Genomic DNA, 16254 nt, shown 5'->3' with positions numbered 1-16254 from the left:
AAGGGGGAGATAGCTCGCTTCCGCTACCCTCCCCTTGGAAAGGGGAGGCATGGTGGGGTCTGAGGAGCTACCGTTTCTTCTGGCTCATCATCGCCCTTGCGATCACCCACTTGTTGTACTGGGCGAGCAGGAGCAATGCGACCGCGATGAGGATCACGAACAGCACCATGAGCATCCACGGCATCACCCAGAAGGAGTCGGAGGCGCTCATCACCTGCTTCCCTTCCCCGTAGTTCAGGATAAGGGTGGCGGTGTACGGGCCGAACCCGAAGTTCTTCCATTCCTTCATGAGCTCGCTCGCGTTGTCCGGAAGCTCGGACTTGACCCAGCTCTCGGAGTAGACGCGCGCACCGCCAGGCAGCACGTTGCCGCCGCCCGCGTTCACCGGAATGACGGCGGATACGCCGCCGAACAGGTTGGTGATGCGGATCACGCCCGTGGGCTTCACGTGCACCGTGCCTTCGTTTTGCACGCGCAGCTTGAAGTCCACCGGGAGCGAGGTGCCCGAGTCCTGGCTCGACGCGAACGAGGCGACGCTCGCCCGTTCGACCACGTTGCCGGACACGCGCACAAGCAGGAGCGGGCCCGTGACGCCCACGGTGCCCACGCCGAACGCGGCGTTGGCCGGCGAGGTCGAGAACAGCAGGCCGCCGAAGTACCCGCCCGGGGCGGCATCCTTCGGCACCTTGAGCGTGTACACCACGAGCTCCCCGTCGCCCGGATCGATGGTGATGGAGCTGCGGCCGAACGACACCCACTCCACGAGCGAGCGGTCGGGGCTCGTTCCGATGAACTGGGGCGTACCGGACTCGTCGGAACCCACGAAGTCCTGGACGGTCGGGTAATACGTCTCCGTCTGGGCCCCTTCGTTGTGCAGCTTGATGGTCCCCACGATCTCGTCGCCGGGGTCGGCCTCATGCTCGATCACCACCGGGCTCACGGTGAGCGCCGCGGCCGGAAGCACGTTCATGATCGGGGCGAGCAGGGTCGCCACCATGGCCGCAAATGACAGTTTCCTCCACATATGTATGTCGTTGCGGATGAGTTAGAACGTCCCCGTCGCGATGAACGTGAGGGTGTCCGCGTAGTCGCTGTGCGCCGGGGTGATTCCGCTGATGGCGGCGTTCACGGCGATCTGCGCGCGGCCGGTGGCGATCGGGTCGGTGTTGGTGTCGAGGATGGTCTGCGCCGAGGTGGTGAGGCCGCCGACCACGTTGGTCTCGGTGTTGGCCGCGCACGAGGCGTTGTCAAACGGCGCCACGTCGTCGAACGTGCCGGCGGAAGACGTTTCCGACACCACGCAGATGCCGTAGTTGGCCGTGCCGTCGGCCATGGTGGCTCCGGCGCTCGGGATGGTGTCGCCCGGCACCGAGGTGCTCACGAGCCCGCTCGACCCGTTGGCCGAGACGACCGTGATCACGGCGCCCCCGGAGGCGTTGGTGTTGAGGTCTACGCAGATGGATTCCACCGAGTCGGTCCCGCCGGACACGCGGGTGTCGGTGGTGGTGATAGTGCCGAGCGCGACCGCGTAGGCGGCCGCAGTCTCGGTGGTGCTGCATGTGTCCGTGGTGACCGTATCGAGGTCGAAGGTGAGCGCGGACGTGACCGTGGCCGAGATGGCTACCGTGTCGTCGTCCACGATGCCCAACGCGATGGTGCCGGAGTCGCCGAAGGTGCCGCTCAAAGCGACGGTCTTGGCGCTCGCCGAGCTGTCCGTCGTGGCGTTGGTGACCTGTCGGACGCCGGTCGTCTGGTTCGTGGCGTTCGTGCCGATCTGGATGCACACTTCCGACCCGGCCGCGATCACGGTCGTGCCGTTGGTGAAGGTGATGACGGTGCCGGACGTGCGCACGGCGCCCACCGTGGCGCCCGACGGGGCGGCCGCGAGGGTCGCCTCCGTTTCGTCCGCGCTACAGTCGGCATCCGGTGTCGAGTCCGATGAGAGGTCGAGATCCGTGAAGTCGAGCGCGGCCGCGACCGAGAAGTCGGTGTTGAACGTGACGATGATCGTGGCGCCGCTCGCGACGCCGGTCGGGGTCGTGAACAGGATCTCGTGGTTGGAGAGGGTCGAGATCTGCACGCGCGACATCGTGTCCTTGGCGGAGGTGATCGTGGCCGCCTGCGCCGGGGAGACGATCGCCACCAGCGCGACCACCAGCGAGAGCATGGTCACTTTCGCGATGAATGAATGGAATTTGTTCATATGAAGTTCGTGGATTAGATGGGCGTCTGGGCCTTGATAGATGTCGACGGCGCCGAACCCTTCGGCACCCGTCCCGACCCATACGCTGTTGTGCTCGACCTTTGTGGTTTAGGGGGCGCGGAGTGCGTAGTACGTAGTGCGTAGTACGTAGACCGGTTTCCTAGACCGTAGTTCGTAGTCGTAGGTTTTTCCTACGCACTACGGACTACGGACTACGAACTCTTCCCTTCCGTCATCTTGTTTAACATTTTCAGAATTTCTTCCAGGAGAGCATCCGTTCGGGCAAAGCTTGCTGGCCCGTATCGTAACCGTTGCGCAATGAGGAGCTGTGTTTCGAGTTCAGACGCTGAGCCATAGGCGATCCGGAGGAATCTTTGAAAATCCACCTCGCTTTTTCGCCTATATCCCTCCGCAATGTTCGACGGGATAGACACGGCGGAACGTCTCATCTGACTCACGATCCCATACCGCTCATCTGTAGGAAAATCTTTTGTAATCTCATAAACACCGACCACAAGATCCATGGCCTTCTGCCACACGATCAAGTCTTGGTACGAACCCGTTTTTTCGTTGTTCATATGTTTGCGTAGTGCGTAGTACGTAGTTCGTAGTACGTAGTTCGTAGTGCGTAGATTTTCTTTCCTACGTACTACCAACTACGCACTACGCACTATTCAATAATTCCCCGTGGCGATGAACGTGAGCGTGCCCGAGTACTCCCCCGAGTCCGTGACGCTCGCGATCGCGGCCTTCACGGTGACGACGGTGGCGCGGTCGGCTCCCCAGGTGCTTTTGCTCGCGATCGTGCGCGGGGTCGCGGAAACGCTGCGGTCGTCGCCGAACGCGGCGTCGGAACCGCTCACCGCGATGCCGTACTCCTCGCTCCCGGCAGTGACGGCGCCATCGGAGACGTCCGCGAGCTCATCGGCGCTTTGATTTTTGAACGCGTCGTTCTCCGTGGCCGTGAGCGTGTAGCCGAAGTCCGCGTTCGTGCTCACGGTGGCCGTGGTGGTGCCCGTGCTCACCGACGCGGTGGTGAGCGGATTGGGCGAGAGGGTGATGGTTGTGGGGGTAAGGCTCATGGTGATGCGCGGGTCCTCGGTGATCGCTTCGAACCCCTGGTAGGCGCGATAGTTGGTGCTGGAAAGACGGTCGCTCCCCACGTCCACCACCGTGTTGAAATTGATGTAATTCGTGGACGTAGTCCTTCCGCCTCCCGCATTGATCGCGGTGTCCCACAGGATGTAATTGGTGGAGGTGGACTGGGCCAGAACCATCCCGGGCAACAGGGTTCCAACACAAGCGCCTACGGCAAAAATGAAGGCTCGGACCATATTCTTAGCTATTTTACGTTTTTTGGAATGGGCAGTCAAAGCATTTTGGTCGCCATTTTAGCGAAAAAATACCAATCCATGTGGGTAACTCGGACTGTCCGAAGCAAACCGTCGTCCTATGCACATCTATTCCACGACACAAGCACCGGTTATCCACATCTGCTATACTTTGAAACGCTTATGCGCTTCTACGTCCTTGGCTCGAATCCTGCGCTGTCATTGGCGGAATTTTTTGCCATTTACCCGTCCGCGAAGGCCGTCGCGACATCGGAGACGGTTCTTGTGTGCGACGAGTCCGGTCCGAGTCCGAAAGAGGCAATAAACAGGTTGGCTGGAGTCGTCAAGGCCGGTTCCGTCATTGCGAGCGAAGCGAAGCAATCCCGTTCCCCCGCGAGCGACGAGATTGCTTCGTCAGTCGCTTCGCTCCTTCCTCGCAATGACGATGGGAAAAAAATGACATTTGGCCTGTCGCTCTATGACGGCGGCAACGCTCCCCTGTTCGGCAACCTCAAGGGCGAGGCAAGCAAGATCGGGATGACCGTGAAACGCACGCTCGAGGCCGAAGGACGCAAGGTGCGTGTCGTCACGATGAAGGGCGACACGCTCTCGAGCGTGGCAGTGACCACGCAGGCAAAGGCCGGCGACATCGTACTCGTTGCCACCAAGGACGGGATCCTCGTCGGGCGCACCGAGGCGGTCCAGGATTTCGAGGCATGGTCGAAACGTGACTTCGGGCGCCCCAGCCGCGACGCGAAAAGCGGGATGCTCCCGCCCAAGCTCGCGCGCACGCTCGTGAACCTCGCCACGGGCACGGGCGCGGACCTCACCCATGCCCTCTCCTCCGAGAGGAGAGGGGTAGCGAGCCTTGTGCTCCTTGATCCGTTCTGCGGGAGCGGGACGGTTCCGATGGAGGCGATGCTGATGGGGTTCAAGGCGGTCATCGCTTCGGACATCTCGAAAAAGGCGACTGCGGACACGGGACGCAACCTCGAATGGGTGCGCAAGGAATTCCCGGAGGCTCGCGCCTCGCGCGTGTCGGTGTACGTTTGTGACGCGGCCGACCTCGCGGCGATTCTCAAGGATCCCGTCGACGCCGTGGCCGGTGAAACGTATCTCGGCCCGCCGATGACCGGCCGCGAAACGCTTGAGACGATCCAAAAAAACATGGCCGTTTTGGGCCAGTCCTACGCAAAGATGCTCGTCGGCGTGCATGCCGTGATGAAGCCGGGCGCGCGGGCCGCGATCGCCTTCCCGGCCTTCGTGCGCGGCACCCAGAAGCTGCGCCTCCCCTTGAACACCATCCTTGCTCCGATCGGATTCACGATCGAACGGACGTTCCTGTACGAACGCAAGGGGCAAAAGGTGGCGCGGGAGATCGTGGTGATGCGCAAGGCATGAAGGCCTCAGGCGGAAAGGCCTAAGGAAAACATGAGCGCCATGTGTAACCTTCATGCCTGGGGCCTGAGGCCTTCCTGCCTATGCGACCTGCCTATCCCCCCACCCGGAAATGACACGTGTCCCCGTCGCGCATCACGTAGTCCTTCCCTTCGATGCGGAGTTTTCCCGCGTCGCGCGCGCCGCTTTCGCCGAGCGCGACGAAATCCTTCCAATCGGTGACCTCGGCTCGGATGAAATTCTTTTCGAAATCGGTGTGGATCACGCCGGCCGCCTGCGGGGCCTTCGTCCCCACGGGGATCGTCCAGGCGCGCGTCTCTTTCTCCCCTGACGTGAAGTAGGTGATGAGCCCGAGCATCGAGTAGCACTTGGCGATCACGCGGTCGAGGCCGCTCATCGACAATCCGAGTTCGGTCAGGAAGGCCTTTTGGTCCTCGACCGGCATCTCCATGATCTCGCTCTCGATCTTCACGCTGATGGGAATGGACAGGCGCTCCGGACCGAGCGGGCTCGTCCAGGACGAATCCGCCGCCGCTTTCTCATCAACGTTCAAGACAAAGAGGATGGGCTTGCGCGTGAGCAATAGCAGCCCTTTCACCGCTTTTTCCTCATCTTCGTCGAGCTCGACGGCGTTGGCCATCCTCCCCTGCTCGAGCGCGGCAAACAGTTTGGCGAGCGCCGACTCCTCTTTCTCAAGCTCCTTGGTGCGCCCGGACTTCATCTTGCCGCGCACCCCGTCGAGGCGCTTCTGGACCAGCTCGATGTCCGCGAGCGCGAGCTCGGTCTCGATCGTCTCCACGTCTCGCTTAGGGTCCACGGCCCCGTCCACGTGGTGGACGTTCGGGTCCGCAAACGCGCGCACCACGTGCAAGATCATGTCCGTCTCGCGGATGTTGGTGAGGAACTTGTTGCCAAGCCCTTCCCCCTTGCTCGCCCCCTTCACGATTCCCGCGATATCCACGAACTCGATCGCCGCCGAGATGATCTTCGCCGTGTTCGACGCCTTGGCAAGCGCCGCGAGCCGCGCGTCGGGAACTTCCACGATCCCCACGTTGGGCTCGATCGTGCAGAACGGGAAATTCTCGCAGGGAACCTGCTTCTTGGTGAGCGTCTTGAACAGGGTGGACTTGCCGACGTTCGGAAGCCCCACGATGCCGACTTTGAGCATAATGGGCGCATGCTAGCGGAGAAACGGTCGCGTGTCGAGGTTCAACCTGGGAGGTTCAACCTCCCAGGTCGAACCTCCCAAGCCCTTGACCGGGTTCAAATTCGACGCTATCCTTTCCGCACGTTCGGGCCCTTAGCTCAGCTGGTAGAGCGCTTCCATGGCATGGAAGAGGTCAACGGTTCGATCCCGTTAGGGTCCACCAAAAAAGCCGCCTCCGGGCGGCTTTTTTGTCGATCATGGCGTCGCGGGCGCGGGGTCGGTGAGCGGGACCGGAGTGGTGGAACTTACCTTGCCGGCCTTGAGGCGGTCGAGCTTCGCTTTCACGAGCTGGTTGTCCGGGTTGTATTCGAGCACCTTCCCCACCTGCTCGATGGCCTTGGGCAGGTCGCGCTTCTGCTCGTAGATGCTCGCCAGGAACCAGCGCGCGTTGCTATAGCTCGGGGAAAGCGCGATCGCCGAAAGGAACGCCTTTTCCGCGCGGTCCTGGTCGCCCTCGCTGCCGCGGCGCAGGTAGAGCATCCCGAGCTGGAAGAACACGCCCACGTCGAGCGGGTTGTACTGCGACACGGATTCCATCTTTCCCACGGCCTCGCCGATCTTCCCCTGGCGTTCGTAGATGAGGCCGAGCTGGTAGTGCGCCGGGGCGTAATCGGCCTTGAGAGCGATCGCCTTGTCAAACTGCTCCTCGGCCTGCTTCAGGTACCCCGCCACCTTGGCGAGCGCCTCGTCGGCCACGGCCTTGTCCTCGGCGGCCGTGAGCGCGCGGTTGTTCTCGGCGAGCGTGAGGAACGCCTTCCCGAGCTCGGTGCGGTTCTCCGGGTCGAGGGGTTCGAGCGCGATCGCCCGCTGGTAGGCTTCCACCGCGTGCTCGCCGGCGTTCCCGATGAGCGGGATGAACTCGCGGTAGAGCGCCCCGCGCGCGAGCCAGTTGAGCGCGTTGTCGGGCCCGAGCTCGGTGGCGCGCACCCCCGCGTTCACGGCCGCGCCCGTGAGCGCCTGCACGTAGGCGCGCTGCTCGTCGGTCATGGGGGTCGCGGCGCCGGAAAGCGCCTTGATCTCCTCGCCGGTCATGAGCAGGAACGCCTGCGCGAGGTTGCGGTAGAACACGTCGTTCCAGCGGTTGAGGCTCGCGGCGCGGTCGAGGCTTGCCACGATCTCCTTCATGGGGGCGTCGGCGCGGTCAAGGCGCACGGCATGCGCGAACGCGGCCTCCGAGGCGTACCGGATGAGGCTCCCGAACAGCCCCGTGGCGATGGCCGTGGCCGCGAGCACCAACAGGGCCGAGAGCGCGAGCGAGAGGCGCGGGGCGCGGTCGAGGTCGGCGCGGCCCTCGCGCATCGCGGCGCCGCAGACGAGCCCCGAGAGCGCGAAGCACAGCGTAAGCAGCGTGAGGGTGCCGCCGTACAGGCACAGGGCGATGAGGAGCGCGGCAAGCGGCGGGACGAGCACGAAGGGCGCGACCAGGCGTTCCCGTTCGCGCGCGCGCAGGAACGCGCCGATGCCGCAGGCGAGCGAGCCCAAGAGCGCGACGGCCCAGCCGAGCGTCCCGAGCACGCCGAAGGTGGGCAGCACGGTGAACGCGAAGCTGCTCGCGCGGTCGAACCGCGTGTTCCAGAAGGCGGTCTTGTTCACCTCCTCCGGACGGTAACGGCCGTACTGGTACACGAAGGTGCCGGGGCCGGAACCCAGCAAGGCGCCGTCATGGGAAAGCGTCTCGCGCGCCACCGCCCATGAGGAGGAGGCGTCGGGCGTGACCTCGGTGGGGATCTTCGCGGGCAGCGGCCGGTCGAACACGAGCAGGAACGGGACGCTCGATACCAGCAGGAGGAACGGGAGCGTGAACCGGTTCCCCGGGCCGATGTCCTTGGCGCGCGCCATGGAAAGGGCGAACAGCGCGAGCACGCCCGCTTCAAGCGCGGCCCACACCGGCGCATAATCCACCAGCATGAGCGCGAGAAATGCGACGGCGCAGGCAAGGAAGATGGCGGCGTGCTGGAACGCGCCCTTGCGGCCCCGGTACATGACCGCGTCGGACTCCCGGTGCACGAGGAACAGGGCGCAGGCGAGCGCGGCGACCGAGGCGAGGTACATCCCGAAGGCGTTGGGGCTCCCCACGGTGTTGCCCAGCATCCCGCCGGGGATGGGGAGCGCGCGCACGCCCAGGATCCCGAGGATGCCCAGGATCCCGGCGAACGCGCCGGAGCCAAGCAGCACGGCAAAGGCCGTGCGCCTATGCGCGGGAAGCGCGAGCAGGTTGGCGCACAAGAACCACAGCAGCGCGTACGCAAGCACCGAGAGCGCGCTCATGTATTCCTGTCCCGCGGTTCCCACCCAGGAAAGGTACGGGCCCGAGGAAAACGCCGCGGAAAGGAGCGTGAAGGCGACGAGCGGCACGGGCAGCAGGTTCACCCACCCGCGGCGCACGGACACGGCGCGCGCGCTCACCATGGATCCGATCCACGCGAGCGCCGAGGCGGAAGTGAGCAGCACGAGCAGTGTCTGCTTGTTCACCTCCAAGGGCTCCAGGCTCACGGGGAGATAGAACAGCGGCAACAGCCCGAGCAGGACATACAGGAACCCGCGCGCGAGGCGCAGGTACAGGTCGGAGGAGCGCGTCATAGTCCCCACAGTATAGCAAAACCCCGACGCTATGTCGGGGTTTCATCTGTCGGGGGCGGTTCTGGCGCCGGTTCTTCAACCAGTGGCGAATCCGTCGAAGCAGGCTCGGTCGGTGCCGGGTCGGTCACGGGAGCCGTCTCCTGGATAGGTGCAGGTTCTTCGACGACCGGTTCCGGCACGGGTCCTTCGGTCGGGACCGATTCCTCGACCGGCATCTCCTCCGTCACCTCAACAACCTCAATCACCTCCGGCTCATAGTCCTTCCGATACGCGCTCACGAACCAGTCGAAGGTGATGCCCGAGTCGCTGCCGTTCAACTGCTGCACCGTGAACCCGTTGTGGTCCTTCGAGACGACATAGAGGTAGGCGGGGCCGTTGGGGGTCACGGACACGCGGATGTCGGCCGTCGTCGACGTGATGTCGTTGAAGAGCGGGTCGACCGTCTCGAACGCGACCGTCGCGACCCCGTTCTCGAGGGTCGCTGTGCCGTCGAGCGTCACCTTGTGTTCGCGCCCGAGCACCGCGTGCACGGTCACGTCCTCGTCCTGGTAGCTCTTGATGACCACGTCGTAGGAAGCCTGGGTTGCGAATTTCCCATCGGCGTCGACCGACCAGCGCGCGCCGATGCCCTCAATCGCGCCAACGTCGAGGATTCCGTTGCCCGCCATGTAGATGTTGCCGCTCATGTTGAGCGCGGTGAGGCCCGAGGACGGGATCTCCGAAGCCCGGTTGTCGGTGCCGGCGGCGGTCTGGGAGGAGAGTGCCGCGTGGTATCCAGGGCGCACGTATACGAGGATCTCCGCGTCAGGAGACTGGCTGGTATGGGGCTCGAGCGCGTAGCCGACGATCTGGCCGGCCTCGACGGCCTTCATGGCGCGTCCCGGAGCGGTCACGGAAGCGACGACGGGGTCGCCGACCGCGATGTCGCCGTTCTCAAGGCTGACCTTCGTCGGGACCTGACCCATCAGGCCGACCGGCTTGAACGAGGGGTCGGCCGCCACGTCCCTGCCCTGGCCATTGGCGAGGAACCCGGGCTTGGTGGAGATGACGCCGGTGGGGACAGGGGCGGAAGCGGAGCAGCGAGTGACGTCGCCAGGGTTCTCCTGGTCGAGGCAGACGACGTCGCCGGCCTCAATCCCTTGGTCGGAAACACGGTAGTACTCGGCGTAGTCGGCCCCGCCGCCGGTGAAGCTGCCGTCGGCCACGGCATCCCCGTCGGCCTCGAAGATGAACTCCGTGTCCGGAGTGCCGTCGGCGTCGGAGCGGATGATGAACATGTCGTCGTTGCTCTGCGTCTCATTGGTGTCGAGCACCAAGGCCTGGTTGCCCACGGAACCGGATGCGGGGGCGCTCACGGTGCTCATGGTGATGTGGGCCCCGATGCCTGTGCCCTGGTGCAGGATGCCCAACGCGTCGCCGCTGTTCGTCGTGATGAATTGGGTGAGGGAAAGCACGTCCGAGCTCGAGTTGAGGGTCCCTGTCCCGGCGCCGGTCTGGTCGCTGATACGCATGACCGCGCCCGTCGCGTCCAGGGTCGTGCCGCTGTTGGCGTTCACCGCGCGCTGGATCCGCATCGCGTTGCCGCTCACCGTGAGGGTCCCCGTGGTACTGGAGTCCAGGTTCTGAACGATCCTCTCCACGTTCCCGTCCATGGTCGCGGTACCCGTGGACACGGCGAACTGCTGGAATCCGGCCAGGTCAGACCCGTAATCCGCATCTGCCGTGCTCGTTACGAGCAGGCCGTAACCCTCGTTCAGGCTGTCGAGGGACAGTTCCAATCCCGTCCCGTCCGTCACCGAATCGGCCAGGAGCTGATAGGCCGTGGTGAGGGTCGCCGGGGACGTGGCGTCGATGGTTGAACCAGGCGTCGAGGTGCCAATGCCGACGTTCGCGCCGAGGATGTTCACCTCGTCCGTGGCCTGGTCATCGAACTCGATGCGGCCGGCGCTGGCGCCAAGGCCGAGCCAGTCGTCGTCGGCCGTGGAGTCCGCGAAGGCGTCGCCGGAGGTCATGGAGCCCACGGCCGTGATGTCGCCCGAAGCGGCGGTTGACCAAGAGAGCGCGCCGGACCCGTCGGTGGTGAGCAATTGGCCGGATCCGCCGTCGTCCGCCGGAAGGGTGTAGGCGGTGGCCTGCGTCATGGCCGCATGCGGGTTGAACGCGACCTCGTAGTCCGTGGCTCCCTGCTCGGAGTAGAGGCGGAACTGGCCGTCCGTGCCAGGCGTCCCGGCGCGGATGGAGCCGTTCACGTCGAGGGTGCTCGTGCTTCCCGCGTCCGTAAGCAGCATGAGGGAGTTCTCCGAGGCGTCCTGGAAGTCGAGCGTGCCCGCGTTGGGAACGCGGATGACGGCGGCGGCGTTCACAAACTGGAGATCCGTGTCGAACCCGGACCCGATGCGCACGCCAAGCCCGTTGCCGCCGCCGGTTGTGATGCTGTCCACGTCAAGGCCCACCAGGGTCCCGCCGCTTTGGATGCCGCTGAAATCCACGAACAATCCGCGCTTCACCCCGCTGTTGCTCGACCCGTTGTCCGTGACCGTGAGCCCGCTCGTGTTCACGATGCCGGTGGTCTGCACCTGCACGGGCATGGCGATGCGCGCGCCGGTCCAATTGATCGTCCCGGCAAGCGTGTCCTGGGTGATGGCGCCAGCCGCCAGGTCGTACCCGAGGTAGTCGGTGGTATCCGCGGTGGATTGCGTGAGATTGGGGGTGAGGAGCCTCACGCCGGTGAAGTCCAGGTTGGCGGCGCCGGCGAGCGACGAGTCGAAGTCGAGCGAAAGGCCGATCAAGGATCCGGCCTGCGTCCCGGCGTTCGAGAGCACCCCCACGATCGTCCCGGTCGCGGCGCCGTCGTCAATGTCGAACCTGGCGTCCGGAGAAACGTCGCCCACGCCCACGGCGCCTCCGTCCTGCACGTTGAACAGGTCGCCGTCCACGCCGTTGTTGCTCGAGATGAGGAATGGGTCGACGCTGCCGCCGGCCTGGTCGACTTCCACGATGGCGTTCGGGCTCTGGTCGCCGAATCCCGTGGAACCGCCGGAGTCGTTGATGGAGATGACGCGTATGCCGTTGTTCTCGAGAAACAACATGCCGGAATCGTGCCCAAGCACGGCCGGCCCCGTCCCCTTTCCCGTGTCCTCGATGGTGACGCGAGCCTGGGTGCCGGAAACGTGTAGGATCGTGGCCGGGTCGACTTCTCCAATCCCGACGTTGCCGTTCCCAAGGACGGTCGCGAAGGTGCCTGTCGAGTCACCGATCTGGAGCACTTCGTCGGCGGAACCGAGGTCGTTGCTCGTGACCAGGTTGTAGGCGGAAGAGGTGGTGCCGCCGGCGGCGAGCTGGGAGGTGAAGGTGAACGCGCCGCTCTCGGTGATGCCGGAATCCGCGAGCGTGAGGGTGGCGCCCGCGATGAACGACCCGTCCGTGTACACGTTCCCTTCCACGCCCGCGGTGCCGGCCACGAACAGGTCGTCGCCGCCAATCGAGAATCCGGCGTTCGCGAGGGTCTCCGTGATCGACGTGCTGCCGCCCACGATGGCGTCCCCGTCGAACCGCGCCGTCCCGGCATCCACCCACAGGGCGTACGGGCCGTTGGTGAAGGTGATGTCCGAACCCGACGGGGCGTCGGAGACGTAGAAGGTGGCCGCGTCCGTGACCGTTTCGGTGCCTCCGCCCGCGACCCCGTTCAGGGTCGGCGCGAGGAACTTGAACTGGCGCTGATTCGCCCGGGTCGTCCCGTCGGCAAGCGCAATCACCTGGTTCGATCCGAGGATCGAGGGTTGCTCGGAGGTGCCGCCGCCCACGACGTTGGCGGGATCCACGTCGAGGCTGGCCCCGGGCGTTCCCGTCCCGATGCCGACGGAACCGAACGAGACGAGGTTGCCGTTGGCTGCGACGCGCAGCAGCGGCGTCGCGTCGTTTCGCACCTCGAACAGGTGCGCGCTCGTGAGCGCCGCGCCGGAAAGATGCGCGTCGACGATCACCGCGACGTCGTCGCTCCCGTCCTCGCCCGGCTGCGCGTCGATGATCAGCCCGGCGCGGTCCGCCGCCCCGGTGCCGATCCCCTTCGTCATGATGTAGGGGACGAAATGCGTGTCCGCCTCGGTGCCGTCGGCGATGCGGAAGTAGCTGCCGGACACCCCCGAGTCGTTGGCTTCGAACAGGACATTCGCCCCGTTGGCGTCCACGGCCGCTTCCACGTCGAACGCCGCGTCCGGCGTCGAGGTGCCAATGCCCACGAAGCCGGACGAGTCGATGACCAGGCGGTCGCTCGTGCCAAGCGCCGTGGTGGAGATCTTGAACTTGTCCGAATCCGAATCGTCCACGCCCAAGGTGAAGGTAGGCGTGCCGTCGGCAAGCTCGAACTTGATGAGCGGGTCCGTGTCCGTGCCCGTCGAGGTAAGCGCGAGGGCGGCGTCGGAACCGGAGAGGATGTCGAGCAGGTTGTCCGGCGTGGAATCCGCGATGCCCACGTTGTTGTTGGCGCCGGTGGCGTTGATGAGGAACTGGAACCCGTTCACCGGGTCCACGAAGAACTGGCTGTACTGGGTCGCCGCGTTGCGCGACTGCAGGCGAATCGGGCGCAGCGCGTCGGAACTCCCGATCTGCTCCACGTAGAACCCGCCGCCGTCCTGCGCCATGGTGACGTAATCCGTGGCGCCGATGCGCGTATCGCCCACCACGTGCAGCGTGGAGGACGGGCCGGAGGTGACCCCGATGCCCACGTTGCCGCCGTCGTCCACCACGAAATAGGTGGTGCCGGCCGCCTCGTCGTCCACGCGCAGGGCGTCCTCGGCGGCGGTCTGCTTGATGTGCAGCTGGGCGGTGGGCGAGGTCATCGAATCCCCGATTCCCACGTCGCCGTCGCTTTGGATGGTCATCCGCGTGGCGCCGCCATTTGCGAAATTGAAGTCGTTTGGCGTGCTGTCATACGAGAGCGTCCCTTCGTCGCCGATAAGAGAACCGACGTGCAAGGTCGCGGCCCCGAGGTAGAGGTCCCTCCAGCGCTGGGCGTCGGCGCCCAGGTCGTAGGTGTCGTCGTCGTCGGGGAGAAAATGGCTGTCCACGTCGGCGTTGAACAGCACCACGTCGGCGGAGCTCGAACCGACCGTGAGCGAGTTCTCGAAACTGACGTTGCCGGAGTCGTTGAAGGTGGCGAAGGCGGTGCCAACCGACTGGATCACGAAGTCGCCCGAGCTTTGCAGGTCCACGAACACGTTGCCCGCGGTGGTGCTCTCGAACTCGAGGCCCGAGGCGTTGTCCACGGCCATCTTCTTGTCCGAATCGTTGTCGTACACCCCGTCGAGGTCCGTCCCCCCGCCGGCCGTGGTGGCCACCTGGTCCCAGTTGGTCGCCCCGTCCATGTTCACCCACAGCTTCCCGTCCTCGTCGAGGAAGAGGGAGCCGGCCTGGGCCGAAAGGGTGCCGTCGAGCCCGGCGGTGCCGTCGCCCACGTACAATCCCACGGAGTCGGCGTTGCTCGAGTCGGTGAGCCTCACGCGCTCCGTGTCCTCCGCGGCCTCGATGTCGAGGTCGGCGTCCGGAGTGGTCGCCCCGATCCCGAAGTTGCCGGCATGGTAGCTCTGGCCGCCCGCGGAGTAGATGGAATAGTTGGTGTCCGCGCCGGTCATGCTCTCGAGGAACAGTCCGTAGAGGGTGGAGGTACCGGCCCCGGCCGCGTCCACGCCGTCGTTGTCCACGTACATGCCATACGTGTTGATGGTGCCGCCCGTGGCGCCGGTGCGGTGCACGGCCGACCACACGCCGTAGTTGTCTTCGGTGCCTGTGGCGCGCGGGTCCTGGGCGGTGACCGAGAAATACCCGCCGATGTTCGAGATCGAACTCCCGCCGGTCGCAGTGGTGTAGACGTACGCCTCGATGCCGGACATCCAGCTCGTGATGTCGCCTGTCCCGTTGTGGGTCGCGTTGAAATACCCGGCCGACAGGGTGCCGACGTCCTCGGCGTTCGTCGCCTCGGTGGCCGCCTCGGAATCGAGGGCGATCGCCCAGATGCCTGAGGCGTCCGCCGACGGGTCGTACAGGAGGTAGTTGGTGGTGCCCTCGACGTAGTCCACGCTCGCGTCCGTGCTCCGCTCGGACACGTTGAGCGTGTTGGAGAAGGTGGAGCCGGGATAGAGGAGGCCTCCGTCATCAATCAGCGCGTCCGCGCCGATGGCGGCGTGGCCGGAGACGTCCACCGTGCCATCCGCGGTCAGAGAAAGGACTCCCGCGCCCTGGTTCGCGAAGGCGAAGGTCTCGTCCGATCCGCTGGACCGCTCGATGCCGCCTTGGGCCACGGTCGTGTCCGTGCCCGCGAGCGCGAGCCCGAGGTCGAGAGAACCGTCGGCCATGAAGCATGATTCCTGGACCAGGTTCGCGGCGGTCTCCTCGACCCGCGTGGACGCGCACAGGATCGGAATCGCCGAAGCGTCGCTACGAGCGGCATAGGCACCGGCGTTCACCGTGCCGGCTTCGAGGATCTGAATGACCCCGGGATCAGCGACGCTCGGTCCGTAGATGGCCCAACCGTCGTCATCCGGATAGGTCTGCATCGAGAAGAAGGGAGAACTTGAAGCGCCCTCGCGAAAGAACGACATGGGAAAGAAGGCCGTCCCCGCCCCTCCAGGGTTATCCACGTTGATGGCGTATGCTGGGAGGTCGCCGTGCAACGCGATTCCCGGGGCGCTATTCACGGGATCCACGAGTTCAAGCAATCCGAAGGACGGATGCATGACGGTGACGTCGAATCCGGGGTACGCCAGCGACGCGGCGACTTCGAGGGTCATGTCGTCATCCAACCCGTCGGTCGCATCGTCATCGAATACGAAAGAGCCGGCAAGGGGAACGGTAATCGCGCCGCTTGTCCCTAACGTCAGTCGCGTCGTCCCGCCCGTCTCCAGCTCAAGTCCGAAGCCGTCATTGGTCCCGAGCACGGCCGCGGCGCCGAGGGAGTTGCCATTTTGGACGAAGAAACTCGTGGAATTGATCCCATCCAGCGTATCCGCGTTCATGGCGTACGCCGCGGCGCCAATCTGCTTGCGCGGCGAAAGCACCTCCCCTTCCACCTCCACCTCGAGGAACACGCTCGCGTCATCGGCGAACACGGAATCCGGGATGGCGGCGTACCCGGCCCCGGTGTCGCCCAGGTTCTCGGAGAATAATCCGTCGGTGAGCGTCACGGCCAAATCGGCGTCGGAGGCGCAGGAGCTGTCGTCATTGCTCCACAGGCAGGTGCCGGCGGCCAGCGAGTCGTACAAGCGGAACTGGAAGTCGCGGGAAGCGGAAGCGTCCGGCACGCCGTTGGCGTTGAGGAGCCTCCCCTGGTACGAGATGATATTCGGGGGAGAGACGGCAAAGACGGAGAGAGCCTCGAACATCACCCAGGTCGAGGCGATCCCTCCGGTGATCACCAACGCGACCGCAACCACCCCCTGCATCAGGCGGCAAAGCGGGTGGTCCTTGCGTTCGAGGAGATCCATAACGGCTGCGCTACCTCCCCCTTATCAAAGGGGGGAGCCTGCCTGCCGGCAGGCAGG

Annotated in this window: 8 protein-coding genes and 1 tRNA gene; 2 read left to right on the top strand and 7 right to left on the bottom strand. The window is 65.0% G+C overall.

Annotated elements, in window-relative coordinates; translation table 11 throughout:
- Positions 1 to 67: 67 nt before the first annotated feature.
- The 4 genes from EPO34_03905 to EPO34_03890 form a co-directional block, all read right to left on the bottom strand.
- On the bottom strand, positions 68 to 1024 hold the full coding sequence (locus tag EPO34_03905) for a hypothetical protein (GenBank protein TAK04259.1): 957 nt from the start codon (positions 1022 to 1024) through the stop codon (positions 68 to 70).
- A gap of 21 nt (positions 1025 to 1045) precedes the next feature.
- Positions 1046 to 2203 (bottom strand): hypothetical protein, encoded by a 1158-nt coding sequence (locus tag EPO34_03900; GenBank protein ID TAK04258.1) that lies wholly within the window; start codon positions 2201 to 2203, stop codon positions 1046 to 1048.
- 212 nt (positions 2204 to 2415) lie between these two features.
- Positions 2416 to 2781, bottom strand: coding sequence for a four helix bundle protein (locus EPO34_03895; GenBank protein TAK04257.1), 366 nt, complete (start codon positions 2779 to 2781; stop codon positions 2416 to 2418).
- A gap of 96 nt (positions 2782 to 2877) precedes the next feature.
- Positions 2878 to 3480, bottom strand: a complete 603-nt coding sequence (locus tag EPO34_03890; protein ID TAK04256.1) for a hypothetical protein — start codon at positions 3478 to 3480, stop codon at positions 2878 to 2880.
- An 84-nt stretch (positions 3481 to 3564) separates the two neighbouring features.
- Here EPO34_03890 and EPO34_03885 point away from each other — a divergent pair, with 84 nt between their 5' ends.
- Positions 3565 to 4935: a hypothetical protein gene (locus EPO34_03885; GenBank protein TAK04255.1), complete on the top strand. Its 1371-nt coding sequence runs from the start codon at positions 3565 to 3567 to the stop codon at positions 4933 to 4935.
- A 91-nt stretch (positions 4936 to 5026) separates the two neighbouring features.
- On the opposite strand, the gene ychF is transcribed toward EPO34_03885, so the two are convergent.
- Positions 5027 to 6103 carry a redox-regulated ATPase YchF gene (gene ychF / locus EPO34_03880; GenBank protein ID TAK04254.1) on the bottom strand — a complete coding sequence of 359 codons (1077 nt, stop codon included), beginning with the start codon at positions 6101 to 6103 and terminating at the stop codon, positions 5027 to 5029.
- A gap of 123 nt (positions 6104 to 6226) precedes the next feature.
- Between ychF and EPO34_03875 the strand changes: the two genes are divergently transcribed.
- A tRNA-Ala gene (locus EPO34_03875) sits at positions 6227 to 6302 on the top strand.
- Positions 6303 to 6334: 32 nt separating this feature from the next.
- On the opposite strand, the gene EPO34_03870 is transcribed toward EPO34_03875, so the two are convergent.
- The gene (locus tag EPO34_03870; protein ID TAK04253.1) at positions 6335 to 8719 is read right to left on the bottom strand and encodes a hypothetical protein; all 2385 of its coding nucleotides are present in this window, start codon (positions 8717 to 8719) and stop codon (positions 6335 to 6337) included.
- A 29-nt stretch (positions 8720 to 8748) separates the two neighbouring features.
- Positions 8749 to 16197, bottom strand: coding sequence for a hypothetical protein (locus EPO34_03865; protein ID TAK04252.1), 7449 nt, complete (start codon positions 16195 to 16197; stop codon positions 8749 to 8751).
- Positions 16198 to 16254: the final 57 nt, after the last annotated feature.

The organism is Patescibacteria group bacterium, from assembly GCA_004297215.1.
Taxonomy (GTDB): Bacteria; Patescibacteriota; Patescibacteriia; order UBA9934; family GWF2-40-263; genus 2-01-FULL-63-20.
The sequence above is the reverse complement of the archived record's forward strand: the minus strand, read 5'-3'. Positions and strand labels throughout refer to the sequence as shown.